Below are 25,626 nucleotides of genomic sequence, written 5' to 3' on the forward strand. Positions count from 1 at the left end.
TCGGGGAGCCTCGACGTGTCCGCTGCCAAGAACTTCTCGCGCCCCTACCGGCGATCGAAGGACCAGGACACATCCCGGCCGGCGCGCCACCGGGTCGTCATCGTCGGCGGCGGGCCGGTGGGGCTGTCGCTCGCTGCCGATCTCGGCGTGCGCGGCGTGCCGTGCGTGGTGGTCGACGGCAAGGCCGCCTTCGGCGAAGGCTCGCGCGGGATCTGCTACGCCAAGCGCACGCTCGAGATCCTGGATCGGCTGGGCGTGGGCGAGCGGGCGGTCGAGAAGGGCGTCACCTGGCAGCTCGGCAAGGTGTTCCGCAAGGAAGAGCTGCTCTACCAGTTCGACCTTCTGCCCGAGGCCGGCCACAAGATGCCGGCCTTCGTCAACCTGCAGCAATACTATCTCGAGCAGTACCTCTACGAGCGCTGCCAGGAGCTGCCGGCTGTCGACCTGCGCTTCCAGAACAGGTGCACGGGCGTCGAGGTGGTGTCGCCCGAGCTCGCGCGCATCCGGCTCGAGACGCCGGACGGCCCTTACGCGCTCGAGGCCGAATACCTGATCGCCTGCGACGGCTCGCGCTCGCTCGTGCGCCAAGCACTGGGCCTGTCGTTCGCGGGCCGGGTGTTCGAGGACCGGTTCCTGATCGCCGACGTCAAGATGCCGGCCGACTATCCGGCCGAGCGCTGGTTCTGGTTCGACCCGCCCTTCAATCCCGGCCAGTCGGCGCTCCTGCACAAGCAGCCGGACGACATCTGGCGCATCGATCTCCAGCTCGGCTGGGACGCCGACCCCGTCGAGGAGCGCAGGCCCGAGCGGGTGCGGCCCAGGCTGGAGGCGATGCTGGGCAAGGAGCGGCCGTTCGAGCTCGAGTGGATCAGCATTTACACCTTCCAGTGCCGGCGGCTGCAGAGCTTCGTGCATGGCCCCGTGATCTTTGCCGGCGACGCGGCGCACCTGGTCTCACCGTTCGGAGCGCGCGGCTTCAACAGCGGCGTGCAGGACACGGACAACCTCGCCTGGAAGCTCGCGGCCATATTGGCGGGCCGGGCACCCGCGGCACTCCTCGCGACGTACCGCATCGAGCGCGAGGCGGCGGCGGACGAGAACCTCCGGCATTCGACTCGCTCGACCGACTTCATCACACCGAAGTCGCACGCCTCGCGCGTGATCCGCGATGCGGCGCTGTCGCTCGCGGCCGAGACGCCCTTCGCGCGCGCCCTCGTCAACTCGGGCCGGCTGTCCACGCCCACGGTCTACGACACGCCGCTCTCCACACCCGACACCGCGTCCTTCGGCGGCACGGCCCGGCTGGGCGGGCCGCTGCCGGATGCGCCGCTGGTGCGCCCCGATGGCCGCCCGGTGTGGCTGCTGAACCTGCTCGGCCCCGGCTTCACGCTGCTCTACGACGGCGCGGAGCTGCCTTTTGCCGTGCCGGAAGGGCTGCACGTGGTGCGGATCGGCCGGGACGCCCTGGACGAGGCGGGCCTGTTCCGCGAGCGCTACGACGCGCAGCCGGGCTCGGCCTGGCTCGTGCGCCCCGACCAGCACTTGTGCGCCCGCTTCCGCGCGGTCGAGCCGCACGCGATCGGAGCGGCGATGCGCCGCGCGCTGGGCTGGGAGCTGCCGCGATGACGAGCCTGATCACCACGCCCAACCTTGAGGACCCGGACGGGTTCTATGCCGCGCTGGTGGCGGCGCATCAGGGCCTGCCCGAGAAGGCCAGCGCGCTTTTGAACGCGCGTCTCGTCCTGATCCTCGCCAACCACATCGGCGAGGAGAAGGTGCTGGAAGAGGCGCTCGCCCTCGCCCGCGCCCCGCTCGCGGCCGAAGAATCACCGGATGCTCAGGCATCGAGCGCCAGCCGATGATCCTCGTTCGACCACTGGCCGCTCGCCGGGTCGAAGAAGGTGAACTCGAGGCTCGTATGCCCCGCGAGCTCGTCCCGCCCGAAGCGGATGCCGTGGAGCCCGAAGGGTAGCGGTGTCGAAGGCCGGTCCTCGATACGCTGCCAGCCGTCGAAGCCGAGATGGAGCACGAACGGGACCGGGGCCTCGATCAGGAGCTCGCGGCGGGGCGGCAGGCGGGTGAAGGGTGCCGTGCGCCGCCAGTGCCAGGTCGAGGCCGAGGGGATCCGCCCGTCGTAGCGGGCGCGCACCGCCTCGAGCCGCTCGTGGGGGGCGCCGCGCTCGCTGGCCGTCAGCAGCTTCAAGAACTCGGCGTGCGCCCAGACCAGGGGCATGGCGCTGCCCGTGGGCTTGCCGGGATAGAGGAACCGCTCCGGTATGGGTGCCGCGTCCCAGACCTGCTCCGGCATCAGCCCGCCCGGACCGGTCATGCAGGCCATGGCCTCGAGCCAGGGCGTTGGATCGCCGCCCGCCATCAGCTCGAAGTGGCCGCGCTCGCCGGTGAGCAGCGGCCAGGCGCGACCGATGCCCGTGCCGTCGAAGGCGCTGCCGTCCTCGTGCTCGCCGTAGCCGTCGAGATTGTAGCGATGAAAGGCGGGGCCGCAGGGTGTCGTCACCTTCAGCACCCGCTCGGCGACCGCGAGCGAGGAGCGCATCCTCGGGTCGTCGGCACGCCGCAGCCCCAGGCGGGCGAGGTAGAGGAAGTCGAGGCCGATCATCGCGGCGGCCTTGACGGTGAGGCCGACCCGGTTCCTGACCTCGATCGGCATCTCGAGCGCGCCGTCGCGGGCTTCGGGCGCCAGCCGCACGTAGTAGCCGCCGTCGCCGGGCTCGCCCAGAGGTCCGCCCGCCTCGACGAAGGTCCAGGCCTCGATCCGCTCGTTCCAGTAGTCGGCGAGCGAGAGAAGGTAGGCGTCCTCGTCGGCTTCGGCGAAGTCGGCGGCGGCGACCAGGGCCGCCACCTCGATGCCGAGCGTGAACGGGCTGATGCCGGCGCTCTCCTCCCAGCGATCCTGCGGGCTCAACGGGCCGTTCCGCGCGATGAAGGCGGCAGCGCCCCGGACCATGGCCTCGATTGCGGGCGTGCGCTCGATCAGGCGCCCTTCCAGCAGCTTGGTCGCGAGCAGGATCGGAAAGCCGGTCTCGTCGAGCTGGACGCCGTTCCAGTAGGGCCTGCCGTCCGGGAACCGGTTCTGCGCCCAGTGACCGTCGGGCTCCTGGGTGGCGAGGAGATAGTCGAGCATGCGCAGCGCGTCGCGCGTGTGGCCCACGGCGAGAAAGCCGAGCCCCGCCTCGACCGCATCGCGCGTCCAGACGAGATGATAGCCGCCGGGATCGTTGGTGGTGTTGCCCCAGGGAATGCTGAGGCTCGCGACGACCGCTCCTGGGTAGGTGCGATCCTCGTGCACCTTCAGCACCATGGCCGAGAGCTGCGCCATGCGGGCGAGATCGGGCCGGCTGTTCCGGAGCTCGAGCCCCCTCCCCCAGATGCCCCAGCTCTGCTCGAACGCCTCGCGCGCCGCCGGAAAGCCGCTGCACAGGCTCGAGCGGGCGAGGAGCCGGGCCCCTTCCGTGCTGTCGGCGAAGCCGAGGGCGAGAACCCCTGCCGAGCCTGCGAGTTCGCCCATGAGCGCCACGTTGCCCTGCTCGGCACGAGCATAAGCCCAGGTCATGCGGCCGTGGCGGGCGAAGTCCTGCCAGCCGTCGGAGAAGCCGACATAGCCGGCGCTGCCTCGGCTGAAGGCGGGCTCGGCGAGCAGGCACAGGTTCCGGTCGCCTTTCCTCGCCAGAAGCTCCGGGCCCTCCACCCAGGCCGTGTTGTCGAGGCCGCTCAGTCCGAGATGCGGGGCGAGGAGGGCGTAGAGCCGCCCCCGCGCCTCGAGCCGCCAGGCGATAAGCAGGACGTCGCGCTGCGGGTCGGGCACGATCTCGAGCACGAGGCGGTAGCCGGGGCCCTCGTACACGATCTGCGGCAGGGGGATGTAGGGGCGCGGCGTGCTCAGGACGTAGCGCCTCGCCCGCTTGACCTCGACCCAGCTCCCGTCGTCGAAGCCGATGATGAAGCCGAGGTCGCGGATCTGCGGCTGGCCCGTGGAGGGCCAGTAGACCTCGTTGACGATGCCGAAGCCCACCGTCGCCCACAAGCGGCCCGCCCCCTCGACGGCGGTGGTCACGAGGTCCTTCGCACTCGAGGTCCAGGTCGGGGCGATGCCGGGCGCACCCGGCGCGTCCTCCGTGCCGCTCATGCTTCCTCTTCGGCGGTCGCATCGCTCGAGGGAAAACAACGGCCGTCTCGGATGTTCCTACCTCCTCGAACGGCAAAGACATCCCCGCACTGGCCGGCCCGAGCGGCGCTCATGCCTCCGGGACCTCGCGCTGCAGCTCGTCGAGCCAGACCCTGGCGTTGCCGTCCGAGGGTGCCCGCCAGTCGCCGCGCGGCGAGAGCGAGCCGCCGGCCGAGACCTTGGGTCCGTTCGGCAGGGCCGAGCGCTTGAACTGGCTGATCGTGAAGAAGCGGAACAGGAACACCTCGAGCCAGTGGCGGATCTCGGCGAGGCCGTAGGCGCGCCGCCGCTCGGCGGGGAAGCCCGGCGGCCAGGCACCCTTCTCGACGTCGCCCCAGGCATGGAGCGCCAGGAAGGCGATCTTGGACGGCCTGAAGCCGTAGCGCAGCGTGTAGAACAGGTTGAAGTCCTGCAGCGCATAGGGGCCGATCCTGGCCTCGGTGCTCTGGATCTGCTGATCCGCCCCCGCCGGCACGAGCTCGGGCGAGATCTCGGTGTTCAGGATCGAATCCAGCGTTTCCGAGACCTCGGGCGCGAACTGGCCGGACGCGATCACCCAGCGGATCAGGTGCTGGATCAGGGTCTTCGGCACGCCGGCGTTGACGTTGTAGTGGGACATCTGATCGCCGACACCGTAGGTGCACCAGCCCAAAGCCAGCTCCGAGAGGTCGCCCGTGCCCAAGACGATCGCATCGTACTGGTTCGCGAGGCGGAAGAGATAGTCGGTGCGCAGGCCCGCCTGGACGTTCTCGAAGGTGACGTCGTGCAAAGGCTCGCCGCGGGCGAAGGCGTGGCCGATGTCCTCGAGCATCCGGCGCGCGGCCGGGCGGATATCGAGCTCGCGTGCCGTGACGCCCAAGGCCTGCATCAGCCGGTGCGCGTTGCTCTTGGTGCGCTCGCTCGTGCCGAAGCCCGGCATGGTGAAGGCCAGGACGTTGGCCCGCGGCAGGCCCATGCGGTCCATGGCGCGCGCGGCGACGATGAGGGCTTGCGTCGAATCGAGGCCGCCCGAGACGCCGATCACGATCCGCTCGATCCGTGTCGCGCGCAGGCGCTGGACGAGGCCCGAGACCTGGATGTTGTAGGCCTCGTAGCAGTCCTGCGCGAGGCGGGCGGGGTCCGCGGGCACGAACGGGAAGCGCTCGACCCGGCGGAGAAGGCCGAGATCGGCCACGGGCGGGTCGAGCCGGAACGGTACCCGGCGAAAGCATGCCGCCGCCGCGTGCCGGCGCCGGTTGTCGTCGAAGGTGCCCATACGCTCGCGCTCCAGGCGCAGAAGGCCGAGATCGACGTCGGCCACCGCCACCTGATCGCCCGCAGGAAAACGCTCGCTCTCGGCCAGCGCCGCACCGTTCTCGAAGATCGCGACCTGGCCGTCCCAGGCGAGATCGGTGGTCGATTCGCCGGCCCCGGCGGCGGCATAGAGATAGGCGGCAAGGCAGCGCGCCGACTGCGACTGGCACAGGATCCGGCGGGTCTCGGCCTTGCCGATCGTGATGTTGCTGGCCGAGAGGTTGGCGAGGACCGTGGCCCCGGCGAGGGCCGCTTCGGCACTCGGCGGCACCGGCACCCAGAAATCCTCGCAGATCTCGGCATGGACGACGAGATCCGGCACGTCCTCGGCCGCGAACAGGAGATCGGGGCCGAACGGCGCCTCGTGGCGGCCGACCCGGATCGTCTCGCCCTCGGTGCCCTCGCCCGAGGCGAACCAGCGATGCTCGTAGAACTCGCGGTAGTTCGGAAGATGCACCTTGGGCACGACGCCCAGAAGCCGGCCCCGGTGCACCGCGACGGCCGTGTTGTAGAGCCGGCTGCCGTGGCGCAGGGGTGCGCCCACCAGGAGCAGCGGCAGGAGATCCTCTGAGGCCGCCACGATCGCCTCGACGGCGCGCACCACCTCGGCCTGGAGCGCATCCTGGAGCAGGAGGTCGTCGATGGCGTAGCCGGAAAGGGCGAGTTCCGGGAAGACGACGAGAGCCGCCCCTTGCGCGGCGCAGCCGCGCGCCACCTCGAGGACGGCAGCGGCGTTCGCGGTCGGATCGGCGATGGCGCAACGCGTGGTGGCGACGGCGACCCGGGCGAAGCCATGGCGGTAGAGGGAGCGAAACGTCATCGCGGGACCGAACCGGTTCGAGGATCGAAGACAGGCAGACAGAACCCGCGCCCGCCCGTCGTCAAGACGGTTCGGCGGGAGGCGCGGGGCTGCTGGGTGAACGGGCGCGGGCGACGCCGCGTTCCGCACCCGAAGGCCTGCGCGGGGGAGACGAGGGCGGGAGAGTCGGTCGGGATCGAGCCAACACTTAATGGCTTAGTTGTTGATGTTGCTGCGTTTCTCGAAATCGTTCGTGCAATTTCACATTGCAAGGTCGCCTACTCCTGCCGCGCGGCCCCGCCTCGGACCGATCTGGAATATTATCCTAGAAGATGCTTGCGCACAAACCCGGCGGGCGAACGGCTCGCGACGATCGGCTGGAGGGAGCGTCAACCAGCGGCCTGAGCTTCGGCCAGGATGAGCGGCCGCAGGCGCGGCTTCAGGAGGTTGCGTTGCGCGAGATCCACCCGGCGGCCCAGACGGTCTTCGAGATCGGCCTCGAGGCCGGCGATGTCGAGCAGGTCCACGGCGCCATCGAACTCGACCAGGATGTCGACATCGCTGTCCGGGCGCTGCTCGCCCTGGACCCACGAGCCGAAGATGCCGAGATAGGCGATCGGGTAGCGCCGCCTGAGGTCGGGCAGGAAGGCGCCGAGCTCGGCCTTGATCGTCGCCAGATCCGGCGACCCCTGGTCTGCCTTCTGCGATCGGCTCCCTGAACGCACCATGCTTCCCCTCCGCTCGACACATGCAGGCGGTGAGCCTTCGCGCGTGCAAGGCCACACGCGCTGCACCGCAGGGCAACCGGCTCCGACAGGCAGACGATCAGGGGCAGAGTGACGCAGCTGCGACCGCCCACGTCTGGCGGCGGAATGCACGGGAGAAGCATGAATTTCCAGGGAATCCTCAATCCAGGAATTGGGTGAGTTCGTCGAGGGGACACCGATCGGCTGATGAATGCAGGAACATTTCATGGATTTAATCCAATCCGGAGGAGAAACCCCTCTTGTCGAAATCAACCGGCCGCGTTAGTAATCCTTCCGCATCGAAGCCCTGCAACGAGAAGCAGCGGCACATGCCACGCCAGAAGGCGACGCCAAGAGTCGGAAAAGACGATGACTTCTGTTCTCACCAACACCGGCGCGATGACCGCGCTGCAGGTCCTCAGCCAGGCCAACAAGAACATGGCGGTGACCCAGGGCCGGATCAGCACCGGCCTCAAGGTCGCCACTGCCGACCAGAACGCCGCCGTCTACGCCATGGCGGGCGTGATGAAGGCCGACGTCGCCGGCTACCAGACCATTCAGGACAATCTGAGCATCGCCGAATCCGGCGTCTCGGTCGCCCGCTCCGCGGCAGAGTCGATCGGCGAACTCCTGAAGACGATGAAGACGAAGATCGTCTCCGCTCAGGACGGCACCGTCGACCGCAAGAAGCTCCAGGCCGACATCGATCAATACAAGGAACAGATCAAGCAGATTGCCGGCTCGGCCTCGTTCAACGGCGTCAATTATCTCAAGGGCGACGACAACGTCGACATTCTGAGCTCGCTCAACCGCTCGACCACGGACGGCGCCAGCTACGACGTGACGAGCAGCACGATCTCTTTCCAAAAGCAGGATCTCGTACTCGGCGAGGCTACCGCCAACAAGGTCGAGTACATCTCGGCCGGTACGCAGGCCAAGGCGGCAACGTACTCCGTTACCGATGTCGCCATTACCTTCGACCCGTCCGTCAGCAACGCAGGCACCTTCGACATTGCCATCGGCGGGGTGAAATTCAGCACGATCGCGGCCGATCCGACTGCCGGCACGACCCGTACCGCCGGTCCAATGGACCTCGTCAACAACGACGACGAGTTCAACCCCGGCACCGCACCGACGGACACCTCGCTGTCGACCATGGCGGGCGTGATCCAGAAGAATCTCGACCAAGCGTTCGGTGGCGACGGCACCGGCTCGGTGGTGACGGCCACGGTCCAGGACGGCAAGATCCGCATCACCGACAAGCTCGGCCGCGGCATCAGCGATGTAGTGTACGTGCCCGGTGGCAGCGGCAAGCTCGATGGGGTCACCGAGATCACGCGTGGCTCGACCAAGGTCGATGCCGTCGCTACCGAGGTGAGTTACACGTTCGAATCGCTCAAGGGCATCACCTTCAGGAACGCGCTTCCGGCCGGTGGCCTCGCCGCCAATGAAATGGTGAACCCGTTCAAGAGCGTGACGGTCACGAAGTCCGACGGCTCGGCCTGGACCGCGGTCGACCTCAGCGGGCTCGCCGACAACAGCACGATGACCGACGTCGCGACCGCCATCGAGACGTCGCTGAACACACAGGCCGGCAGCAGCGATTTCACGGTCACCTGGGACAGCAACTCCGGCAAGCTCAACATCCAGGACGCCAAGGGCCGCGGTGTCTCGGCCCGGTTCGATGGCGACGGCTTCGGCAAGCTCGGCGGACTGTCGACGCTGGACGTGACCACCGACGCGGGCGCCAAGCAGGCGCTCAAGGACATCGAGACGATGACCCAGGCCACGCTGGATGCGGCGGCGGCGCTGGGCTCCACGCAGACGCGTCTGTCGACCCAGAAGGACTTCCTGGGCAAGCTCGCCGACGCGCTCAACACCGGCATCGGCACCCTGGTCGATGCCGACATGACCCAGGAGAGCGCCCGGTTGCAGTCGCTGCAGGTGCAGCAGCAGCTCGCCGCCCAGGCGCTCGCCATTGCCAACCAGCAGCCGCAGCAGCTCTTGGGCCTCTTCCGCGGCTAGCCAGCCGAGGGAAGCTCCCGAACGGCCGTCAGAGCCTAGGGAGGAAACGCCAGCAGGGCCGGTCCCGCGAGGGGCCGGCCCTTTCCCTGTCGGCGGGGCTGCCGCAGTGTCCGGCCGGATCGAAAGCATGTCTTCATGGGTCATGACCGGGCTCCGACCCGGTCATCCAGCTCCTTGCCTTCTGGATGGCCGGCTCGAAGGCCGGCCATGGCAGCCGACGATGCCGATGCGCGGGAACCCGCTCCAGCACCGATCATCCGGCAGTCCGCGCAAGCGGCCGTGCCGCGGCGGAAGGTCTCTTCTCATTCCATCCGGATCGGTCCAAAGGATCGGTCGAGTCTTCCTTGTCGATTCCGATCCCGATGGAATTCTTCTGGATCGGCCGTATTCGGTCGGAACCGGCCGATGAGTTCCATTCTCGCCCATGTCGGCGCATGGTAGCGCTGGAGACGCTGAAGCGTACCGACAAGGCACCACGACCCGCGGCGCAGGTGGAGACCGGTTCCGCCGACTCGTCTGCCTACGGTTTTTCGCGGCCGGGGACAGGCCACTTGCCTTGCCGGTCGCACACGTCCATCTTTCGCAAAGTTAGAATTTCCGACAGTCTCTGGATGCTGCGATGGCGCTCGTCACGGCGCAGGACAAGTTCCAGGTGACCATCCCCGTGGCCCTGCGCGAGCGCCTCGGCCTGCGGATCGGCGATCTGCTCGAGGCCAGCGTGGAGGGTGAGGGCATCGTGCTGCCGCCCGAGGCCATCGTCGAGCGCAGCGCCGTCGCGGCCGAGCTCGCGAGCTTCCTGGCCGGGAGCCCGACGGCACCCGAGGATGCCGGCAAGCCTGAGGAGCAGATCGTCGAGGAGGCCATCGCCGAGGTGAAGGCGGCACGTGCCGAGCGATCCCTCAGCTCGCGTCGTAGTCGACCACGACCTCCGGGCTCAACGGCCGGCTCTGGCAGGTGAGGACGAAACCGGCCTCGACCTCCCAGTCCTCGAGCGCGTAGTTCACCGCCATGTCGACCTTGCCCGCGACCACCTTGGCGCGGCAGGTCGAGCACACGCCGGCCTTGCAGGAATAGGGCGCGTCGATGCCGGCGGCGCGGGCACCGTCCAGGATGCTGGTGCCGTCGAACGGCAGATCGAAGGCGCCCTGCCTGCCCTCGAGGACCACCGTGACCCGGCTCGCACCCTCGCGCGCCGCGGCAGGGATGGTGCCCGCGAGCCTGGGGCGCGGCTCGTTGCCCTCGGGCGTGAAGTACTCGAAGTGGATCCTGCGCCGGTCGACCCCGAGCTCCTCCAGCGTGCGCGCCGCCTCGCCGATCATCGGCGCCGGGCCGCACAGGAACCAGGCGTCGACCGCAGCGGGCGGGGTCACGGCACGGCAGAAGGCGCGCACCTTCCGGGCGTCGATCCGGCCGTTCAGAAGATCGATGTCCTGCGGCTCGCGCGAGAGCACGTGGTAGATGCTGAGGCGGGTGAGGAAGCGGTTCTTCAGGTCCTCGAGCTCTTCCCTGAAGATGATCGAGCTCGTGGTGCGGCTGCCGTAGACGAGGACGAAGCGGCTCTTGGGCTCGGCCGTGAGCGCCGTCTTCAGGATCGAGAAGATCGGCGTGATGCCGCTGCCGGCGCAGAACGCCACGTAGGTCCGCTCGGCGGAGGGATCGGGCGGCAGCGTGAACCGGCCGGCGGGCGGCATGACCGCGATCCGGCTGCCAGGTGCCAGCAGGCGGTTCGCGAAGGTGGAAAAGCGCCCTTCCGGCTGCTGCTTGACGCAGATCCGCAGCTCCTGGTCCTGTGCCGCCGAGCAGATCGAGTAGGTCCGCCGGATCTCCTCGCCATTGAGCTCGGTCTTGAGGATCAGGTGCTGGCCGGGCTGGTAGGCGAAGACGGGCTTGAGCTCGTCCGGCACGTCGAAGCGGATGGTGACGCACTCGTCGGTCTCGCGGCGGACCTCGGCGACCTCGAGCTCGTGGAAGCGGGCCATTCGTCGTTCCCCCCCTGTCGTTCCGTTCAGACCCGTTCGATCAGCATGGCGATGCCCTGGCCCACGCCGATACACATGGTGGCGATCGCGGTGCGGCGGTCCAGGGTCTCGAGCGCGTTGACGGCGGTCATGGCGAGCCGTGCGCCCGACATGCCCAAAGGATGGCCGAGCGCTATCGCACCGCCGTGCGGATTCACGTGCGGCGCGTCGTCGGGCAGGCCCAGCCGGCGCAAGGTCGCCAGGGCCTGGCTCGCGAACGCCTCGTTGAGCTCGACGACGTCGATCCTGGCCAGACGTCGGCCGGTGCGCTCCAGGAGCTTCTCGGTCGCCGGTGCCGGGCCGATGCCCATGATCCGGGGCGGCACGCCGGCCGTGGCCATGGCAACGATGCGCGCACGTGGCGTGAGGCCGTGCTTTCTGGCCGCGGCCTCGGAGGCGACGATGAGCGCCGCCGCACCGTCGTTGACGCCGGACGCGTTGCCGGCCGTGACGGTGCCGGGGTTGCGGAACGGCGTCTTCAGCCGGGCCAGATCCTCGAGCGTGGTCTCGGGCCGCGGGTGCTCGTCGTGCTCGACCCGGACCGTACCCTTCCTGCCCGCCGGCACGTCGACGGGGGCGATCTCGCGCGCGAAGAAGCCCTGTTCCCTGGCGGCCGCGGCGCGCTGCTGGCTGCGCAGCGCGAAGGCGTCCTGGTCGGCGCGGCTGATACCGAACTCCTCGGCGACGTTCTCGGCCGTCTCCGGCATGGAATCGACGCCGTGGAGCTGGCGCATGAGCGGGTTGACGAAGCGCCAGCCGATGGTGGTGTCGAAGATCTCGGCCGTACGCTGGAAGGGGGCTTCCGCCTTGCCCATGACGAAAGGCGCACGGCTCATGCTCTCGACTCCGCCCGCGATCACGAGCTCGGCCTCGCCCGCCTTGATGGCACGCGCAGCGATGCCGATCGCATCGAGCCCCGAGCCGCACAGGCGGTTGACGGTGGTTCCGGGCACGCTCACCGGCAGGCCGGCGAGCAGGCCCGCCATACGGGCGACGTTGCGGTTGTCCTCGCCCGCCTGGTTGGCGCAGCCCAGGACGATCTCGTCGACCGCCTCCCAGTCGAGGCCGGGGTGGCGGTCCATCAGCACCCTGAGGGGGTGCGCGGCGAGGTCGTCGGTGCGCACGGTTGCGAGGGCACCGCCGTAGCGGCCGATCGGCGTGCGGACGAAGTCGCAGATGTAAGCGTCGGTCATGCGGATTCCTTTCCGGCCCATGCGCCGAAGGTCGAGCCGCGGCGGGCGAGCTCGACCAGGAGCGGCGCCGGCTCGCTGCCGACACCGCCCACCGCCGCCATGGCCACGACGTCGGCGAGCACCCGGTCGAGTCCGATGGTGTCGGCCTCGAACAGGGGTCCGCCGCGCCAGGATGGAAAGCCGTAGCCATGGACCAACACGACATCGATGTCGGAGGGCCTAAGCGCGATTCCCTCGGCCAGGACTCTCGCCGCCTCGTTGACCATGGCGGCGCGGGCGTGGGCCTGGATCGCCTCGGCGGTGAAGCTCTGCTGTGGTGTGCCGCGCCGGGTTCGTTCGGCCGCGATCACCTCGAGCACGGCGGGATCGGGCTCCGCCCTACCGTCCGTGTAGCGATACCAGCCGGCTCCGGTCTTCCGCCCGAGTCGGCCCAGCTCGCACAGGATATCGGGGATGCGGACATAGCGCTCGCCGGCCGGCCGGGTGGCGGCGCGACGCTTGCGCTGGGCGAGAGCGATGTCGAGGCCGGAGAGGTCGAACACGGCGAACGGCCCCATCGGGAAGCCGTAGGCCGTCATCGCCGCGTCGATCGTATAAGGATCGGCGCCGTCCTCGAGGAGATATTCGAGCTGACGGCGATAGAACGCCCAGATCCGGTTGCCGATGAAGCCGTCGCCGTTGCCGGCCACCACCGCGATCTTGCCGAGCTTCCTGGCGACGGCGAGGCCGGTCGCCAGCACCTCGGGCGCCACCTTGTCGGTGCGCACGACCTCAAGGAGCCGCATCACGTTGGCGGGGGCGAAGAAATGGAGGCCAAGGAAGTCGCGCGGGCGGCTGCTGGCACGGGCGAGTGCAGCGACGTCGAGATAGGAGGTGTTGGTCGCGATGACGGCACCCGGGCGCAGAATGCGCCCCAGGTGGGCGAACAGGGCGCTCTTGACCGCCATGTCCTCGAACACCGCCTCGACCACGAGATCGGCTGCGGCCAGGGCTTCGGGTTCGCTCGTACCTTCCAACCGGGCGAGCCGTGCCGCCGCCTCGGCCTGTCCGAGCCGGCCCCGCTTCACGAGCCCTTGGTAGGCCTCCTCGATCCGGGCCCGTCCGCGTGCCAGCGCTTCCGCCGAGGTCTCGACGATCGTCACCGGATAGCCGGCATCGAGGAAGGCGATCGCGATGCCCGTGCCCATGGTGCCGGCACCGATCACGCCCACGTGCCGGATCTCGCGCGGAACGACGGCCTCGAGCCCCGGCACCTTCGCGGCCTCGCGCTCGGCGAAGAAGAGATGGCGCAGCGCCTTGGCCTGGGCGGATTCGCGTAAACGCAGGAAGGTGGCGCGCTCGCAGGCGAGCCCTTCCGCGAGCGGCAGGGTCGCCGCGGCCAGGACCGACTCGGCCGCCTGCACGGGCGCTTCCAGGCCGCGGGCGCGGCGGCGGATGCCGGCGGCGAGCTTCGCGACCGCGGTTTGGTCGAACGGCGGCACCGGCCGCTCGGCGGCACGCGGCGGGATCGCGCCAGCCGCGAGCCGCTCGCGCAGGAAGGCGATGGCGCCCTCGCGCAGATCGCCTTCGATCAGGGCGTCGACGAGGTCCAGCTCTCTCGCCTCGGCGGCCTCGATCTGTCGGCCGGAGGCGACGAGGTCGAGCGCTCGCTCCAGGCCCACGATCCGCGGCAGGAGCTGGGTGCCGCCGGCACCGGGGATCAGGCCGAGCTTGACCTCGGGCAGGCCGAGCCGCGCATCCGGTGCCGCCACGCGCCAGTGACAGCCCAGCGCCACCTCGAGCCCGCCGCCGAGCGCCGTGCCGTGGATCGCGGCGAGCCAGGGCTTGGGGCTCGAGGCTATCGCCTGCACGACCGTGGGCAGGTCCGGGCCGGGCAGCTCCTTGCCGAACTCGCGCACGTCGGCGCCGGCCATGAAGGTGCGGCCGGCGCAGAGCAGGACGGCGCCCTCGATCCGCCCGTTGCCTTCGATCGTCCGCACCGCTTCGAGCAGGCCGGTGCGCACCGCCGCCGAGAGCGCGTTCACCGGCGGGTTGTCCACGCGGACGATGGCGATGTCGCCGTCCTGCTCCAGGCTCACTGCCGTCATGGGGCTCCCGTCCCGAAAGTCGCCGCTCATAAGCCCAGATAGGCCTCGCGCACCCGATCGTCCGCGAGGAGGTCCGCAGCCTGTCCCTCGAAGGCGATCCTGCCGGTCTCGATGACGTAGCCGCGGTCCGCGATGGCGAGTGCCGCCGCCGCGTTCTGCTCGACCAGGAAGACCGTCACACCGTCCTGCTTCAGGCTCTCGATGGCCGCGAAGATCTGGTCGACCATGATCGGGGCGAGGCCCATCGAGGGCTCGTCGAGAAGAAGAAGGCGCGGCCGGCTCATCAGCGCGCGGCCGATCGCGAGCATCTGCTGCTGGCCACCGGAAAGAGCACCGCCCGGCGTGGCCCGGCGCTCCTTGAGTACCGGGAACATGGCGTAGACGCGCTCCATGTCGGCGACGATGCCGTCGTCCTTCCGCAGATAAGCGCCGAGGCGGAGATTGTCGGCGATCGAGAGCGCGCCGAAGACCTGCCGCCCTTCCGGCACCTGGGCGATGCCGCGTGCGACGCGCTCGTGCGGCGGGACGAAAGTGATGTCGTCGTCGTCGAGCCGGACGGTCCCGCCGGTCACGGGCTGAACACCCGAGATGGCGCGCAAGAGCGTGGTCTTGCCGGCCCCGTTGCCGCCGACGAGGCAGACGATCTCGCCCCGGCGCACCTCGAGCGACACGCCTTTCAGCGCCTGGATGCGGCCATAGGCACTGGTCAGGTTCTCCACCCGCAGCAGGGGCTCAGGCGACGGCACGGGCGGCCTCCTTCGCACCGTGATGGCCGAGATAGGCCTCGATCACGGCGGGATTCAGGCGGATCTCGGCCGGGGCACCCTCGGCGAGCGTGCGGCCGTGGTTCAGGACGTGGATCCGGTGCGAGAGCCGCATGACGAGGCGCATGTCGTGCTCGACCAGGACGACCGTGACGCCGCGGCGCGCGATCTCGCGGATCAGGGCCTCGATCTCGCCGGTCTCGGCCGGGTTGCAGCCCGCGGCCGGCTCGTCGAGGAGCAGGATGCGGGGTTCGCTTGCGAGCGCACGGGCGATCTCGAGCCGCTTCGCCGCCCCATAAGGCAGCGCGTTCGCCGGCTGATCGGCGAGCCGGTCGAGCCCGACGAAGGCGAGGAGGTCGCGCGCCCGGGCGCGGCTCTCCCGTTCCTCGTGCTCGACGGCGCGGCGCAGGAAGAGATGACGCAGGATCCCGCGGGATTCGCGCAGATGCCGGCCGACCATGACGTTCTCGAGCGCCGTCATCCGGCCGAAGAGCTGCAGGTTCTGGAAGGTGCGCGAGAGGCCCTTTTCGGCCAGAAGGTGCGGCTCGATCCCGGTGACGTCCTGGCCCAGAAGGCGAACCCTGCCCTCCCCCGGCCGGTAGAGACCGGAGACGATGTTGAAGAGCGTGGTCTTGCCGGCACCGTTCGGGCCGATGACGGCGAAGATCTCGCCCTCCGCGACCTCGAAACCGACGCGATCGAGTGCGCGCAGGCCGCCGAACGCGATGCCGATGTTTTCGACCTCGAGGATGCTCATGCCGCCCTCCAGCCGAGCCGTGCGGCGATGGAAGGCACGATCCCGGCGCGCAGGAAGATCATCGCCAGCATCATGACGAGCCCCAGCACGAGCTGCTCGTACTCGTGGAACAGGGTGAGGAGCTGCGGCAGCAAGACCAACACCGCCGCACCCAGCACGGAACCCAGAAGCGAGCCCAGGCCGCCCAGGACCGCCATGGCGACGAGCTCGATCGAATGGAGGAAGCCCGCCATGTCCGGCGTGACGAGGCCGTTGACCCAGGCGAGAAGGCCGCCGCCGACGGCGGCATAGACCGCCGAGATCACGAAGGCGGCGAGCTTGGCCTGTGGCGCATCGATCCCGGCGACACGGGCGGCGATCTCGGAATCGTGGATCGCGCGCAAGGCCCGGCCCGTGGGGCTCTCGATCAGGTGAATCGCGAGCAGCATGCCCAGAAGGAGGGTGCCGCCGCTGATCCAGTACCAGGTCATAGGCGAGCGCAGGCGCACACCCATGAGCTCGAGCCGCGGCACCGTCATGCCGTCGGGTCCGCCGGTCCAGACCATCTCGTTCTGCAGGACCATGGCGACCAGGATGCCGAAGCCGAGCGTGGCGACCGCGAGATAGTAGCCCTTGAGGCGGAGGATCGGCCGGCCGACCACGAAGGCGAGCAGACCCGCGGCGGCGACACCCAGAAGGAAGGCCAGGAGCGGCGGCACGCCCAGATGCGCCGGCAGGATCGCCACCGCATAGGCGCCGATGCCGAAGAACCCGGCGTGACCCAGGCTCACCTGCCCGGCATAGCCCATGAGGAGGTTGAGACCCATGACCACGAGGGCCGAGATCCAGACCAGGGTCGCGATCCGGACGTGGTAGTTGGACGGCAGAGCCAAGGGCAGGCTCGCCACGAGCACGAGGAGCAGGAGGAGCACGCCGTAGCGGCGCAGGAGAGCCGGCATCACACGCGCTCCCGCACGGCCTCGCCGAACAGGCCGTTGGGCATGGCGAAGAGGACGGCGAGAATCACGACGAACGCGACCGCGTCCTTGTAGGTCGAGGAGAGATAGCCGGCACCTAAGGCCTCGAGAAGGCCGAGGAGCAGGCCGCCCGCGACCGCTCCCACCGGCGAGCCCATCCCGCCCAGCATGGCGGCGGCGAAGCCCTTGAGGGCCAGCATGGTGCCGATGTCGTAGCTCGTGAAGGTGATGGGGGCGGCGAGGATGCCGGCCACGGCTCCGATCGCGGCCGAGAGCGCGAAGGAAAGGCCGACGATGCGGCCGGTGTCGATCCCGACGAGGCGTGCCGCCAGCCGGTTGCCGGCGGTGGCGATCACGGCCTTGCCGACGAGGGTGCGGTTGATGAACGCCCAGAGCAGGACGACGAGTGCTGCCGTCCCACCCAGGATCCAGAAGCTCTGCGGCAGGATGGTGGCGCCCAGAACGGTGACGGGCGCATCACCCGAGAAGGCGGGGAGCTGATGGAGCTGCTTGTCGAACACGACCTGGGCGGCACCCCGCAGGAAGATCGAGGCGCCGATGGTGATGATGACGAGCGTCACCGCGCCTGCACCCCGCGCCGGCTCGATGGCGAGCCGGTGCAGGAGGAGCCCGACCGCGATCGTGGCCAGCACCGCGAGCACGGCCGCCGCCGGAATCGGCAGGCCGAGCTGGACGAGAAACACGGTGGTCATTCCGCCCAGCATCACGAACTCGCCTTGCGCGAAGTTCACGACATCGGAAGCGCGGTAGACGAGGGTGAAACCCAGCGCCACGAGCGCATAGATCGCACCCACGGTGAGGCCGGAGAACAGGAACTGCAGGAGCTCGCTCATCTCTCCGCCTCAGCCGGCGAGCGCCCAGTCGCCGTTTTTGATCTCGAGCATCCGAAACGCGCTGAGATCGAGGCCCATATGGTCCTCGGGCGTCATGTTGAAGACGCCGGCCGTGCCGACGAAGCCCTTCGTGGCCTCGATCGCGTCGCGGATGGCGCCCGGCTCGGTCGAGCCCGCACGCTCGATGGCGCTCTTCAGAATCATGATCCCGTCATAGGCGTGACCGCCGAAGGTCGAGACCGGCTGCTTGAAGGCGTTCTCGAAGGCCGTCTTGTAGTCGACCAGCACCTTCTTCTGCGGATCGCCGTCGGGCAGCTTGTCGGCGACGAGAAGGGCAGCCGCCGGCAGGCGCGCGCCGTTCGCGGCCTCGCCCGCGAGCTCGATGAACTGCTTCGAGGCCACACCGTGGCTCTGGTAGAGCGGCAGGTCGATGCCGAGCTGGCGGTAGTTGCGCGTCACCACGGCCGGGCCCTGGCCGAAATCGGCGTTCAGCACGGCCTGGGCGGCCGAGCCTCGGATCTTGGTGAGCTGCGGGGTGACGTCGGTGTCCTTGGGGCCGTAGGTCTCGTCGGCCACGATGGTGATGCCGTAGTCGGGGGCCACGGCCGTGCACTGCTTGCGCATCGAGGCGCCGAAGCCGCCCGTGCCCGAGATCAGGCCGAGCTTGGTGAAGCCTCTCGCCTTCAGGTCCTCGAAGATCTTCTGGCACGCCATGCGGTCGGTGTGCGGCATCTTGAAGACGTGCGGGTTCACGGGCTCGACGATCTCGATGCCGCCGGCGAGCGAGATGAACGGGATCCCGGCATCCTCGAACACCGGGATCATCGCCATGGTGGTGCCGGTGGAGGTGCCGCCGACCATGGCGACGACCTCGTCCTCCTCGACCAGGCGCTGGGCGAAGGTCTTGGCCTTGCTGGCATCGCCGCCGTCGTCGTAGACGACGAGCTGGAGCGGCCGGCCGAGCACGCCACCCGCCTCGTTGATCCTCTTCACGTAGAGCTCGAGCGTCTTCTGCTCGGGATCGCCCAGAAACGCCGCCGGTCCCGTCACCGAGAGGACGGCGCCGATCCTGATCGGCTCCGCCGCGCTTGCCGCACCCGAAAATGAAAGGGTTAGGGCGGCGGTCGCGGCGAGCAGGCAACGGCGGGAAAGGCTCGTCATCATCCCTTGTGTTCCTCCCTGTCGTCGGCCCGACCCTCCCCTGCCGGAAGGGCCTGGGCGGGCAGTTTCAGGCGGCTTTCGCGGGGCGGCGGACCATCGCCACCCGAAAGCGGTTCGCGACGAAGGCGGCATCGGTGAGGCAGGCATTGCCGGCCGGGTTGGCGCCGCTGACGTGGTAGTCGGAGAAGGCGGCCGACTGGTTCACGAACACGCCGCCGGTGAGGTTCTCCGAGAGCGCCACGCCGGCCTCGGCAAAGGCCTTCTCGGCGGCCACGAGCACGTCCGGGTCGGTCGTGTAGATCGCGGCCGTGATCGCACCCTTGGCCGAAGCACCGGCGGCGGCGCGGCGGATCGATTCCGCCGTGTCTCCGGTTGCGATCAGAAAGCTGATCGGCCCGAACTTCTCTTCCGCATAGGTCTCCTCGGCCGCGGCCGCGACCTTCCGGACGAGGGGGGTCACCGCCCGCGCTTGCGGGAATCCCGGGATCGCGACGGGGGTCGCGGGATGGACCACCTCCCCGGCCGCGGCCTCTTTCTGCACGCGTTCCCAGGTGGCATCGCTCTGGATGGCACCCAAGACCGCCGCGGCCCGATCGGGGTCGCCGAGGAGCCTGTCGATCGCGCGGGCGATGCCGGCACCCACCTCCTCGAAAGTCTTGTGGCCCTGGTCGGTGGCGATGCCGCTCCGGGGCACGAAGATGTTCTGCGGGGCCGTGCACATCTGGCCGGAATAGAGGCTGAGCGAGAAGGCGATGTTGGCGCACATGCCCTCGAAGTCGTCGGTCGAATCGATGACGACCGGGTTGATCCCCGCCTTCTCCGTGAAGAGCTGCGCCTGGCGCGCGTTCTCCTCGAGCCAGCGGCCGAAGGCCGGGCCGCCGGTGAAGTCTATGATCGCGACCAAAGGATCGGTGACGAGCGCCTGCGTCTCCCCGTCGGCGAGATCGGCCGCGAGCAGGAGCACGTTCGGATCGAAGCCTGCCTCCTTCAGCACCTCGCGCCCGATCTTCACCGTGAGCGCCAGAGGCAGGATGGCACCCGGATGCGGCTTGACGATGACGGGATTGCCGGTGGCGAGGCTCGCGAACAGGCCGGGATAGGAATTCCAGGTCGGGAAGGTGGAGCAGCCGATCACGACCGCGATGCCGCGCGGGACGATCCTGAACTCCTTGTCGAGCCGGAGCGGCTCGCCCTTGCCGGCGGGCTTCTCCCAGCGGGCGCGCACCGGCACGCGCTTCATCTCGTCGTAGGCGTAAGCCACCGCCTCGAGGCCGCGATCCTGCGCGTGCGGGCCGCCGGCCTGGAAGGCCATCACGAAGGCCTGGCCGCTCGTGTGCATCACGGCCTGGGCGATCAGGAAGCTCTGTCGGTTCAGGCGGTGCAGGATCTCGAGGCACACCCCGACCCGCGCCTCGGGCGTGGCCTCGGCCCAGCCCGGCGCCGCCTTCCGGGCAGCCTCCAGAAGCCGCGGCACGCTCGCCTTGGGATAGGTGATGCCGAGCTCGAGGCCGTAGGGCGAGCGCTCTCTGCCACCGAAGCCACCGCTGCCGGGCTGGTCGAGCGCGAAGGGCTTGTTCAGGAGCGCCTGGAACGCGGCCTCGGCATCGGCCTTCGCGGTCTCGCCGTAGATCTTGCCCGAGGGCATTTCGGGATAGGCGGCCCAGTAGCCCCGGCCGGCGATCGCCGCCAGCGCCTGATCGAGCACGGGCTTGTGGGTGGCGAAGAGGTCTGCCACGGGCTCCGCTCTCCTTGGTCTGTCCTGATCCGCGGAAGCCGGTTGACTTCCGGTGCCGGCGGCTATAATTGACCGACTGGACGGTCAATGCAAGAGGAATTTCCAGCCTCGCCGGTCGCCCCTGGCAGAAGGGAGATGCCATGAACGAGACGCCGGTGCGCGTCGATGTCGGTCAGGGTTGGCGCATCATCACCCTGAACCGCCCCGACAAGCTCAACGCCTTCAACGAGGCGATGCATCGCGCCCTGATGGAGGCGCTGGATGCGGCCGAGGCCGACCCGGACTGCCGGGCGCTCGTGCTCACCGGCGCGGGCCGGGGCTTCTGCGCCGGGCAGGATCTGGGCGACCGGATGCAGGTGGAAGACGGAGAGCCGCCCGATCTGGGTGCCACGATCGAGGCCGCCTACAACCCGCTGGTGCGGAAGCTGCGCGCTCTTCCCTTCCCGACCGTCTGCGCCGTCAACGGCGTCGCGGCGGGAGCCGGTGCCAACATCGCGCTCGCCTGCGACATCGTCCTCGCCGGACGCTCGGCGAAGTTCATCCAGGCCTTCGCCAGGATCGGCCTGATCCCGGATTCGGGCGGAACCTGGACCCTGCCGCGGCTCGTGGGCCGTGCGCGCGCCATGGCGCTCGCGATGCTGGCGGAGCCCGTATCGGCCGAGCGGGCCGAGGCCTGGGGCATGATCTGGAAGGCCGTGGACGACGAGCGGCTGATGGAGGAGGCGCAGAAGCTCGCCGCCTATCTCGCGACCCAGCCCACGGTGGGCCTCGTGCTGATCCGCCGGGCGCTCGACGCCTCCAACACCCATACGCTCGACCAGCAGCTCGACCTCGAGCGCGATCTCCAGCGCGAGGCCGGGCGCACGCCGGATTACGCGGAAGGCGTGCGCGCATTCATGGAGAAGCGGACACCCCGCTTCACCGGGAGGCGGGCATGAGCGACCGCATGAGCCCGGAAGCGCTCGCCCGCGCCTGCGCGGATGCCATGTGGGCCGAGGATGCGGCCTCGCAAGGGCTCGGCATGGAGCTGGAGTTCGTCGCCCCCGGCGAAGCCAAGATGGCGATGACCGTGCGGCCCGACATGGTGAACGGCCACGGCATCATGCACGGCGGGTTCATCTTCACGCTCGCCGACAGCGCCTTCGCCTTCGCCTGCAACACCTACGGCGAGAAGGTGGTGGCACAGCACTGCTCGATCACGTTCCTGCAGCCCGGCCGGCTCGGCGATCGCCTCACCGCGCACGCGGTCGAGCGCAGCCGCAGCGGACGGTCGGGCATCTACGACATCCGGGTGACGAACGCGAGCGGCGAGATCATCGCCGAGTTCCGCGGCCATTCGCGCGCCATCGGCGGGCGGCTGGTCGAGGAGAGCGCCCGCTAGGCCGCCGAGAGAAAACGGGGAGGTCGACCATGCCGACGAAGCGGATCGCCGATCTGGCGCCCAGGCGCGAGGAGCTCGACCCGATCGAGATCGCCTCGCGCGACGAGCTCCGGAACCTGCAGCTCCAGCGGCTGCGCTGGACCCTGAACCACGCCTACCACAACTCGCCGCACTACCGGCAGCGGTTCGACAGCGCGGGCGTGCATCCGGACGATCTCAAGGACCTGTCCGATCTCGCCAAGTTCCCGTTCACGACCAAGCAGGATCTGCGCGACACCTATCCCTTCGGCATGTTCGCCGTGCCGCGCGAGCAGGTCGTGCGCATCCACGGCTCGTCCGGCACCACGGGCAAGCCCACGGTGGTGGGCTACACGAAGAAGGACATCGAGACCTGGGCCGAGGTCGTGGCGCGCTCGATCCGGGCCGCGGGCGGCAGGCCGGGGATGAAGGTGCACGTGGCCTATGGCTACGGCCTGTTCACCGGCGGCCTCGGTGCCCATTACGGTGCCGAGCGGCTGGGGTGCACGGTCATTCCGATGAGCGGCGGCATGACCGAACGGCAGGTGCAGATGATCCAGGACTTCTGCCCCGAGATCATCATGGTCACCCCCTCCTACATGCTGGCGATCCTGGACGTGTTCAAAGCGCAAGGTCAGGACCCGCGGCTCTGCTCGCTCCAGATCGGGATCTTCGGCGCCGAACCCTGGACGAACGCCATGCGCCAGGAGATCGAGGAGGCGTTCGACATGCATGCCGTCGACATCTACGGCCTTTCCGAGGTGATCGGGCCCGGCGTCGCCAGCGAGTGCATCGAGACCAAGGACGGTCTCCATGTCTGGGAGGATCATTTCTACCCCGAGATCATCGATCCGGTGACGGGCGAGGTCCTGCCCGAGGGGGAGAAGGGCGAGCTCGTGTTCACCTCGCTCACCAAAGAAGCGCTACCGGTCATCCGCTACCGCACGCGCGACCTTACCCGGCTCCTGCCCGGCACGGCGCGCACCATGCGGCGGATCGAGAAGATCACCGGCCGCTCGGACGACATGATGATCGTCCGTGGGGTCAACGTGTTCCCGAGCCAGATCGAGGAGCAGATCTTCAAGTGCAAGGGCCTCGCTCCGCACTATCTGATCGAACTCACCCGCGAGGGCCGGCTGGACTGCCTCACGATCCATGTCGAGGTGCTGCCCGATCATGCCGACGAGGCGAGCCGGAAAGTGCTGGCCGCCGAACTCGCGCATCACGTCAAGAGCTATATCGGCATCTCGTCTCGCATCCATGTCGGCGATCCGGGCTCGATCGAGCGCTCGGCCGGCAAGGCGAAACGGATCGTCGATCGGCGGCCCAAGGATTGATAGAACCGGCCCGGCCGGTTCGTTTTGCAGCTTGGAAGTGGACATCAGCCGTCATGGCGAAAACGCGCGCCAGCGACTACGAGGACAAGCGCCGCTCGATTCTGAAGCCGTCGGCGAGGCTGTTCGCCACCCACGGCTATGATCGCGCCTCCATGAACATGGTCGCTGCCGCCTGCGGCGTCTCGAAGGCACTCCTCTACCATTACTACCGGGACAAGGAGACGCTGCTCTACGACGTCATCCGCACCCACCTCGAGGAGCTGCTGAGCGCGGTCGAGGCGGCAGCGGGCGAGCGGGAGCCGAAGCGACGCCTTCTCGCCATGGCGGAAGCCCTACTCGAGGCTTACCGGGAGGCCGATGCCGAGCACAAGGTCCAGATCAACCACCTCTCGCTCCTGGCACCGGAGCGCCAGGACGAGCTGAAGGCGCTCGAGCGGGCGCTGGTCTCCCGGTTCGCCGAGGCGATCGCCGCCTGCGTGCCGGGCCTCGTCGCGGACCACCGGCTGCTGAAGCCGGTGACGATGTCGCTGTTCGGCATGCTGAACTGGCACTATCTCTGGTTCCGCGAGAACGGCCCGCTCAGCCGCAAGGACTATGCCGATCTCGCGGTGAAGCTGCTGCTCGAAGGTGCCGGCAGCCTTCATTCATCCGCAGCGGGCGCGGCACGGCCGGCGGCCGCGGCGCAGCCGCGGCGCAAGGCGGCCCCGAGCGAACGCCGCCCGGCCCTCAGTGGCACTTGAAGTAGTCGAACGGCTCCTTGCAGGCACGGCAGCGATAGAGCGCCTTGCAGGCGGTCGAGCCGAACTCGGCGATCCGCTCGGTGTCGCTGCTGCCGCAGCGCGGGCAAAGCACCTCGGTCTCGCCGAACAGCGCCCGGCGCCCGCCGGCCCGCCCCACCGGCGGGGCGATGCCGTAGGCCGCGAGCTTGCGCCGGCCCTCCTCCGAGAGCCAGTCCGTGCTCCAGGCCGGCTGCAGCACGGTCGTCACCGCGACGTCCGTAAAGCCGGCCCGGCGCAGCGCCAGCTCGACCTCGAGCGCGATCGCGTTCATGGCCGGGCAGCCCGAGTATGTCGGCGTGATCACGGCCTCGACCCTGCCGTCCTCGACCCGGACGGCGCGCAGAACGCCCAGATCCTCGATCGTCAGCACCGGGATCTCGGGGTCGGTGACCGCGGCCGCGGCCGCCCAGGCCCGCCGCTGCAGCTCTTCCCGGTCCGCCGTCGCGATCGGCATGGCGCTCACCAGCGGGCGTCCGGGTAGGCGCGCTGCAGGAACTGCATCTCGGCCAGGATGTAGCCCAGATACTCCGAGTGCCGGCCATTGCGGCCGCCGGTCTGCATCCAGCCGTCGCGCGGGCGCTGCAGCGTGGCCTCGGCGAGCACGTGGCTCACCGTCTCGTCCCACTCGGGCCCGATCCGCGCCGGATCGACCGCGATGCCACGCTCGATGAGCGCCCGCTCGACCTGGTCGACCTCGAACATCTCGCCCGTGTACATCCAGAGCTCGTCGAGCGCATCCTGGGCCCGGCGGTGGCTCTCCTCCGTGCCGTCGCCGAGCCGCACCAGCCACTCACCCGCATGGCGGAGATGGTAGGCGAGCTCCTTCTCGGCCTTGGCAGCGATGGCGGCGAGCGTAGCATCCCTGGAGGCCACGAGCTCGCGGTAGAAAGGATGGGCGAAAGCGGCATAGAGGAATTGCCGCGCCATGGTGAAGGCGAAGTCACCGTTGGGCTGCTCGACCAGGAGCAGGTTGCGGAACGCAAAAGCGTCGCGCCGATAGGCCAGCGCGTCCTCGTCGCGGCCCTCGCCCTCGACCTCGCCGGCGTACGTGTAGAGCGCCCTCGCCTGCCCGATCAGGTCGAGGCCCATGTTGGCGAGCGCCATCTCCTCCTCGAGGATCGGCGCCTTGCCGCACCATTCGCTCAGGCGATGGCCGAGGACGAGCGCGTTGTCGGCGAGCCGCAGCGTGTAGGTGAACAGCGGCAGCTCGCTGCCGTTTCCGGTCTCGCTCATGGCAGCGGCCTCACATGTGCCCGACTTCTTCGGGAATTTCGTAGAAGGTCGGGTGGCGGTAGATCTTGGACGCAGTCGGCTCGAACAGCATGTCCTTCTCGGCCGGGTCCGAGGCCACGATCGCCGAGGACGGCACCACCCACAAGGACACGCCCTCGCCGCGGCGGGTGAAGAGATCGCGCGCGGCCTGAAGCGCCATCTCGGCGTCGGGCGCGTGCACGCTGCCGCAATGGCGGTGTGCCGTGCCGTTGCGCGCCCGGACGAATACCTCCCAAAGAGGCATCGGTTTCTCGCTCATGGTCGTCTT

General features: G+C 69.2%; 23 protein-coding genes. 8 read left to right on the forward strand and 15 right to left on the reverse strand.

The window, feature by feature from the left end:
• Nucleotides 1–15: 15 nt before the first annotated feature.
• A complete protein-coding gene (locus tag U1T56_RS17105) occupies nt 16–1,626 on the forward strand; it encodes an FAD-dependent oxidoreductase (protein WP_418160701.1) in 1,611 nt (536 codons plus the stop codon).
• Complete coding sequence (locus tag U1T56_RS17110; RefSeq protein WP_418160702.1) at nt 1,623–1,862, forward strand: DUF2783 domain-containing protein; 240 nt, start codon at nt 1,623–1,625, stop codon at nt 1,860–1,862. Before U1T56_RS17105 ends, U1T56_RS17110 begins: the two co-directional genes overlap by 4 nt.
• On the opposite strand, the gene U1T56_RS17115 is transcribed toward U1T56_RS17110, so the two are convergent.
• The 3 genes from U1T56_RS17115 to U1T56_RS17125 all read right to left on the reverse strand — a co-directional run bounded on the left by U1T56_RS17115 (nt 1,838) and on the right by U1T56_RS17125 (nt 7,003).
• On the reverse strand, nt 1,838–4,144 hold the full coding sequence (locus U1T56_RS17115) for a glycoside hydrolase family 15 protein (protein WP_418160703.1): 2,307 nt from the start codon (nt 4,142–4,144) through the stop codon (nt 1,838–1,840). The genes U1T56_RS17110 and U1T56_RS17115 overlap by 25 nt on opposite strands.
• A gap of 109 nt (nt 4,145–4,253) precedes the next feature.
• Nucleotides 4,254–6,296, reverse strand: coding sequence for an NAD(+) synthase (locus tag U1T56_RS17120; protein WP_418160704.1), 2,043 nt, complete (start codon nt 6,294–6,296; stop codon nt 4,254–4,256).
• Between the two features lie 368 nt (nt 6,297–6,664).
• Nucleotides 6,665–7,003 (reverse strand): nucleotidyltransferase family protein, encoded by a 339-nt coding sequence (locus tag U1T56_RS17125; protein ID WP_418160705.1) that lies wholly within the window; start codon nt 7,001–7,003, stop codon nt 6,665–6,667.
• 387 nt (nt 7,004–7,390) lie between these two features.
• Between U1T56_RS17125 and U1T56_RS17130 the strand changes: the two genes are divergently transcribed.
• The gene (locus U1T56_RS17130) at nt 7,391–9,046 is read left to right on the forward strand and encodes a flagellin N-terminal helical domain-containing protein (protein WP_418160706.1); all 1,656 of its coding nucleotides are present in this window, start codon (nt 7,391–7,393) and stop codon (nt 9,044–9,046) included.
• A gap of 619 nt (nt 9,047–9,665) precedes the next feature.
• Nucleotides 9,666–10,004, forward strand: coding sequence for an AbrB/MazE/SpoVT family DNA-binding domain-containing protein (locus tag U1T56_RS17135; protein WP_418160707.1), 339 nt, complete (start codon nt 9,666–9,668; stop codon nt 10,002–10,004).
• Here U1T56_RS17135 and paaE read toward each other — a convergent pair.
• The 9 genes from paaE to paaN all read right to left on the reverse strand — a co-directional run bounded on the left by paaE (nt 9,946) and on the right by paaN (nt 20,571).
• Nucleotides 9,946–11,025 carry a 1,2-phenylacetyl-CoA epoxidase subunit PaaE gene (gene paaE / locus U1T56_RS17140; protein WP_418160708.1) on the reverse strand — a complete coding sequence of 360 codons (1,080 nt, stop codon included), beginning with the start codon at nt 11,023–11,025 and terminating at the stop codon, nt 9,946–9,948. The two genes, U1T56_RS17135 and paaE, sit on opposite strands and share 59 nt — an antisense overlap.
• Before the next feature lie 26 nt (nt 11,026–11,051).
• The gene (pcaF, locus tag U1T56_RS17145) at nt 11,052–12,257 is read right to left on the reverse strand and encodes a 3-oxoadipyl-CoA thiolase (RefSeq protein ID WP_418160709.1); all 1,206 of its coding nucleotides are present in this window, start codon (nt 12,255–12,257) and stop codon (nt 11,052–11,054) included.
• Nucleotides 12,254–14,344, reverse strand: a complete 2,091-nt coding sequence (locus U1T56_RS17150) for a 3-hydroxyacyl-CoA dehydrogenase NAD-binding domain-containing protein (RefSeq protein ID WP_418160710.1) — start codon at nt 14,342–14,344, stop codon at nt 12,254–12,256. Before U1T56_RS17150 ends, pcaF begins: the two co-directional genes overlap by 4 nt.
• 26 nt (nt 14,345–14,370) lie before the next feature.
• Nucleotides 14,371–15,072: an ABC transporter ATP-binding protein gene (locus tag U1T56_RS17155; protein ID WP_418160766.1), complete on the reverse strand. Its 702-nt coding sequence runs from the start codon at nt 15,070–15,072 to the stop codon at nt 14,371–14,373.
• A gap of 4 nt (nt 15,073–15,076) precedes the next feature.
• On the reverse strand, nt 15,077–15,865 hold the full coding sequence (locus U1T56_RS17160; protein ID WP_418160711.1) for an ABC transporter ATP-binding protein: 789 nt from the start codon (nt 15,863–15,865) through the stop codon (nt 15,077–15,079).
• Complete coding sequence (locus U1T56_RS17165) at nt 15,862–16,803, reverse strand: branched-chain amino acid ABC transporter permease (protein ID WP_418160712.1); 942 nt, start codon at nt 16,801–16,803, stop codon at nt 15,862–15,864. Before U1T56_RS17165 ends, U1T56_RS17160 begins: the two co-directional genes overlap by 4 nt.
• Complete coding sequence (locus U1T56_RS17170; protein WP_418160713.1) at nt 16,803–17,675, reverse strand: branched-chain amino acid ABC transporter permease; 873 nt, start codon at nt 17,673–17,675, stop codon at nt 16,803–16,805. Before U1T56_RS17170 ends, U1T56_RS17165 begins: the two co-directional genes overlap by 1 nt.
• A 9-nt stretch (nt 17,676–17,684) precedes the next feature.
• On the reverse strand, nt 17,685–18,836 hold the full coding sequence (locus tag U1T56_RS17175) for an ABC transporter substrate-binding protein (protein WP_418160767.1): 1,152 nt from the start codon (nt 18,834–18,836) through the stop codon (nt 17,685–17,687).
• Between the two features lie 67 nt (nt 18,837–18,903).
• The gene (gene paaN / locus U1T56_RS17180) at nt 18,904–20,571 is read right to left on the reverse strand and encodes a phenylacetic acid degradation protein PaaN (RefSeq protein ID WP_418160714.1); all 1,668 of its coding nucleotides are present in this window, start codon (nt 20,569–20,571) and stop codon (nt 18,904–18,906) included.
• A gap of 140 nt (nt 20,572–20,711) precedes the next feature.
• Between paaN and paaG the strand changes: the two genes are divergently transcribed.
• The 4 genes from paaG to U1T56_RS17200 are packed head-to-tail and all read left to right on the forward strand — an operon-like array spanning nt 20,712 to nt 24,047.
• The gene (gene paaG, locus U1T56_RS17185; RefSeq protein WP_418160715.1) at nt 20,712–21,509 is read left to right on the forward strand and encodes a 2-(1,2-epoxy-1,2-dihydrophenyl)acetyl-CoA isomerase PaaG; all 798 of its coding nucleotides are present in this window, start codon (nt 20,712–20,714) and stop codon (nt 21,507–21,509) included.
• Nucleotides 21,506–21,952 (forward strand): hydroxyphenylacetyl-CoA thioesterase PaaI, encoded by a 447-nt coding sequence (paaI, locus tag U1T56_RS17190; protein WP_418160716.1) that lies wholly within the window; start codon nt 21,506–21,508, stop codon nt 21,950–21,952. The genes paaG and paaI overlap by 4 nt, the downstream gene beginning before the upstream one ends.
• Before the next feature lie 44 nt (nt 21,953–21,996).
• Nucleotides 21,997–23,307: a phenylacetate--CoA ligase PaaK gene (gene paaK / locus U1T56_RS17195; protein ID WP_418160768.1), complete on the forward strand. Its 1,311-nt coding sequence runs from the start codon at nt 21,997–21,999 to the stop codon at nt 23,305–23,307.
• A 53-nt stretch (nt 23,308–23,360) separates the two neighbouring features.
• The gene (locus tag U1T56_RS17200) at nt 23,361–24,047 is read left to right on the forward strand and encodes a TetR/AcrR family transcriptional regulator (protein ID WP_418160717.1); all 687 of its coding nucleotides are present in this window, start codon (nt 23,361–23,363) and stop codon (nt 24,045–24,047) included.
• Here U1T56_RS17200 and paaD read toward each other — a convergent pair.
• Genes paaD through paaB form a run of 3 tightly spaced genes read right to left on the reverse strand, consistent with a single transcriptional unit; the run spans nt 24,034 to nt 25,617 of the window.
• Nucleotides 24,034–24,540, reverse strand: coding sequence for a 1,2-phenylacetyl-CoA epoxidase subunit PaaD (gene paaD / locus U1T56_RS17205; RefSeq protein WP_418160718.1), 507 nt, complete (start codon nt 24,538–24,540; stop codon nt 24,034–24,036). The two genes, U1T56_RS17200 and paaD, sit on opposite strands and share 14 nt — an antisense overlap.
• Nucleotides 24,541–24,545: 5 nt before the next feature.
• The gene (gene paaC, locus U1T56_RS17210; RefSeq protein ID WP_418160719.1) at nt 24,546–25,319 is read right to left on the reverse strand and encodes a 1,2-phenylacetyl-CoA epoxidase subunit PaaC; all 774 of its coding nucleotides are present in this window, start codon (nt 25,317–25,319) and stop codon (nt 24,546–24,548) included.
• A 10-nt stretch (nt 25,320–25,329) separates the two neighbouring features.
• Entirely contained in the window at nt 25,330–25,617 is a 288-nt protein-coding gene (paaB, locus tag U1T56_RS17215; protein ID WP_418160720.1) for a 1,2-phenylacetyl-CoA epoxidase subunit PaaB, read from the reverse strand.
• Nucleotides 25,618–25,626: the final 9 nt, after the last annotated feature.

This window comes from Benzoatithermus flavus (assembly GCF_037908215.1).
GTDB classification, from domain to species: Bacteria; Pseudomonadota; Alphaproteobacteria; order Geminicoccales; family Geminicoccaceae; genus Benzoatithermus; species Benzoatithermus flavus.

Excerpts from the sequence above, each read along its gene's own strand:
- U1T56_RS17150 (WP_418160710.1), bottom strand. The coding sequence starts at position 14,344 with ATGACGGCAGTGAGCCTGGAGCAGGACGGCGACATCGCCATCGTCCGC.
- paaC (WP_418160719.1), bottom strand. The coding sequence starts at position 25,319 with ATGAGCGAGACCGGAAACGGCAGCGAGCTGCCGCTGTTCACCTACACG.
- paaE (WP_418160708.1), bottom strand. The coding sequence starts at position 11,025 with ATGGCCCGCTTCCACGAGCTCGAGGTCGCCGAGGTCCGCCGCGAGACC.
- U1T56_RS17135 (WP_418160707.1), top strand. The coding sequence starts at position 9,666 with ATGGCGCTCGTCACGGCGCAGGACAAGTTCCAGGTGACCATCCCCGTG.
- paaI (WP_418160716.1), top strand. The coding sequence starts at position 21,506 with ATGAGCGACCGCATGAGCCCGGAAGCGCTCGCCCGCGCCTGCGCGGAT.
- U1T56_RS17175 (WP_418160767.1), bottom strand. The coding sequence starts at position 18,836 with ATGACGAGCCTTTCCCGCCGTTGCCTGCTCGCCGCGACCGCCGCCCTA.
- U1T56_RS17125 (WP_418160705.1), bottom strand. The coding sequence starts at position 7,003 with ATGGTGCGTTCAGGGAGCCGATCGCAGAAGGCAGACCAGGGGTCGCCG.
- paaD (WP_418160718.1), bottom strand. The coding sequence starts at position 24,540 with ATGCCGATCGCGACGGCGGACCGGGAAGAGCTGCAGCGGCGGGCCTGG.
- U1T56_RS17160 (WP_418160711.1), bottom strand. The coding sequence starts at position 15,865 with ATGAGCATCCTCGAGGTCGAAAACATCGGCATCGCGTTCGGCGGCCTG.
- paaB (WP_418160720.1), bottom strand. The coding sequence starts at position 25,617 with ATGAGCGAGAAACCGATGCCTCTTTGGGAGGTATTCGTCCGGGCGCGC.
- U1T56_RS17115 (WP_418160703.1), bottom strand. The coding sequence starts at position 4,144 with ATGAGCGGCACGGAGGACGCGCCGGGTGCGCCCGGCATCGCCCCGACC.
- U1T56_RS17165 (WP_418160712.1), bottom strand. The coding sequence starts at position 16,803 with ATGCCGGCTCTCCTGCGCCGCTACGGCGTGCTCCTCCTGCTCCTCGTG.
- pcaF (WP_418160709.1), bottom strand. The coding sequence starts at position 12,257 with ATGACCGACGCTTACATCTGCGACTTCGTCCGCACGCCGATCGGCCGC.
- U1T56_RS17200 (WP_418160717.1), top strand. The coding sequence starts at position 23,361 with ATGGCGAAAACGCGCGCCAGCGACTACGAGGACAAGCGCCGCTCGATT.
- U1T56_RS17170 (WP_418160713.1), bottom strand. The coding sequence starts at position 17,675 with ATGAGCGAGCTCCTGCAGTTCCTGTTCTCCGGCCTCACCGTGGGTGCG.
- U1T56_RS17130 (WP_418160706.1), top strand. The coding sequence starts at position 7,391 with ATGACTTCTGTTCTCACCAACACCGGCGCGATGACCGCGCTGCAGGTC.
- U1T56_RS17110 (WP_418160702.1), top strand. The coding sequence starts at position 1,623 with ATGACGAGCCTGATCACCACGCCCAACCTTGAGGACCCGGACGGGTTC.
- U1T56_RS17120 (WP_418160704.1), bottom strand. The coding sequence starts at position 6,296 with ATGACGTTTCGCTCCCTCTACCGCCATGGCTTCGCCCGGGTCGCCGTC.
- paaG (WP_418160715.1), top strand. The coding sequence starts at position 20,712 with ATGAACGAGACGCCGGTGCGCGTCGATGTCGGTCAGGGTTGGCGCATC.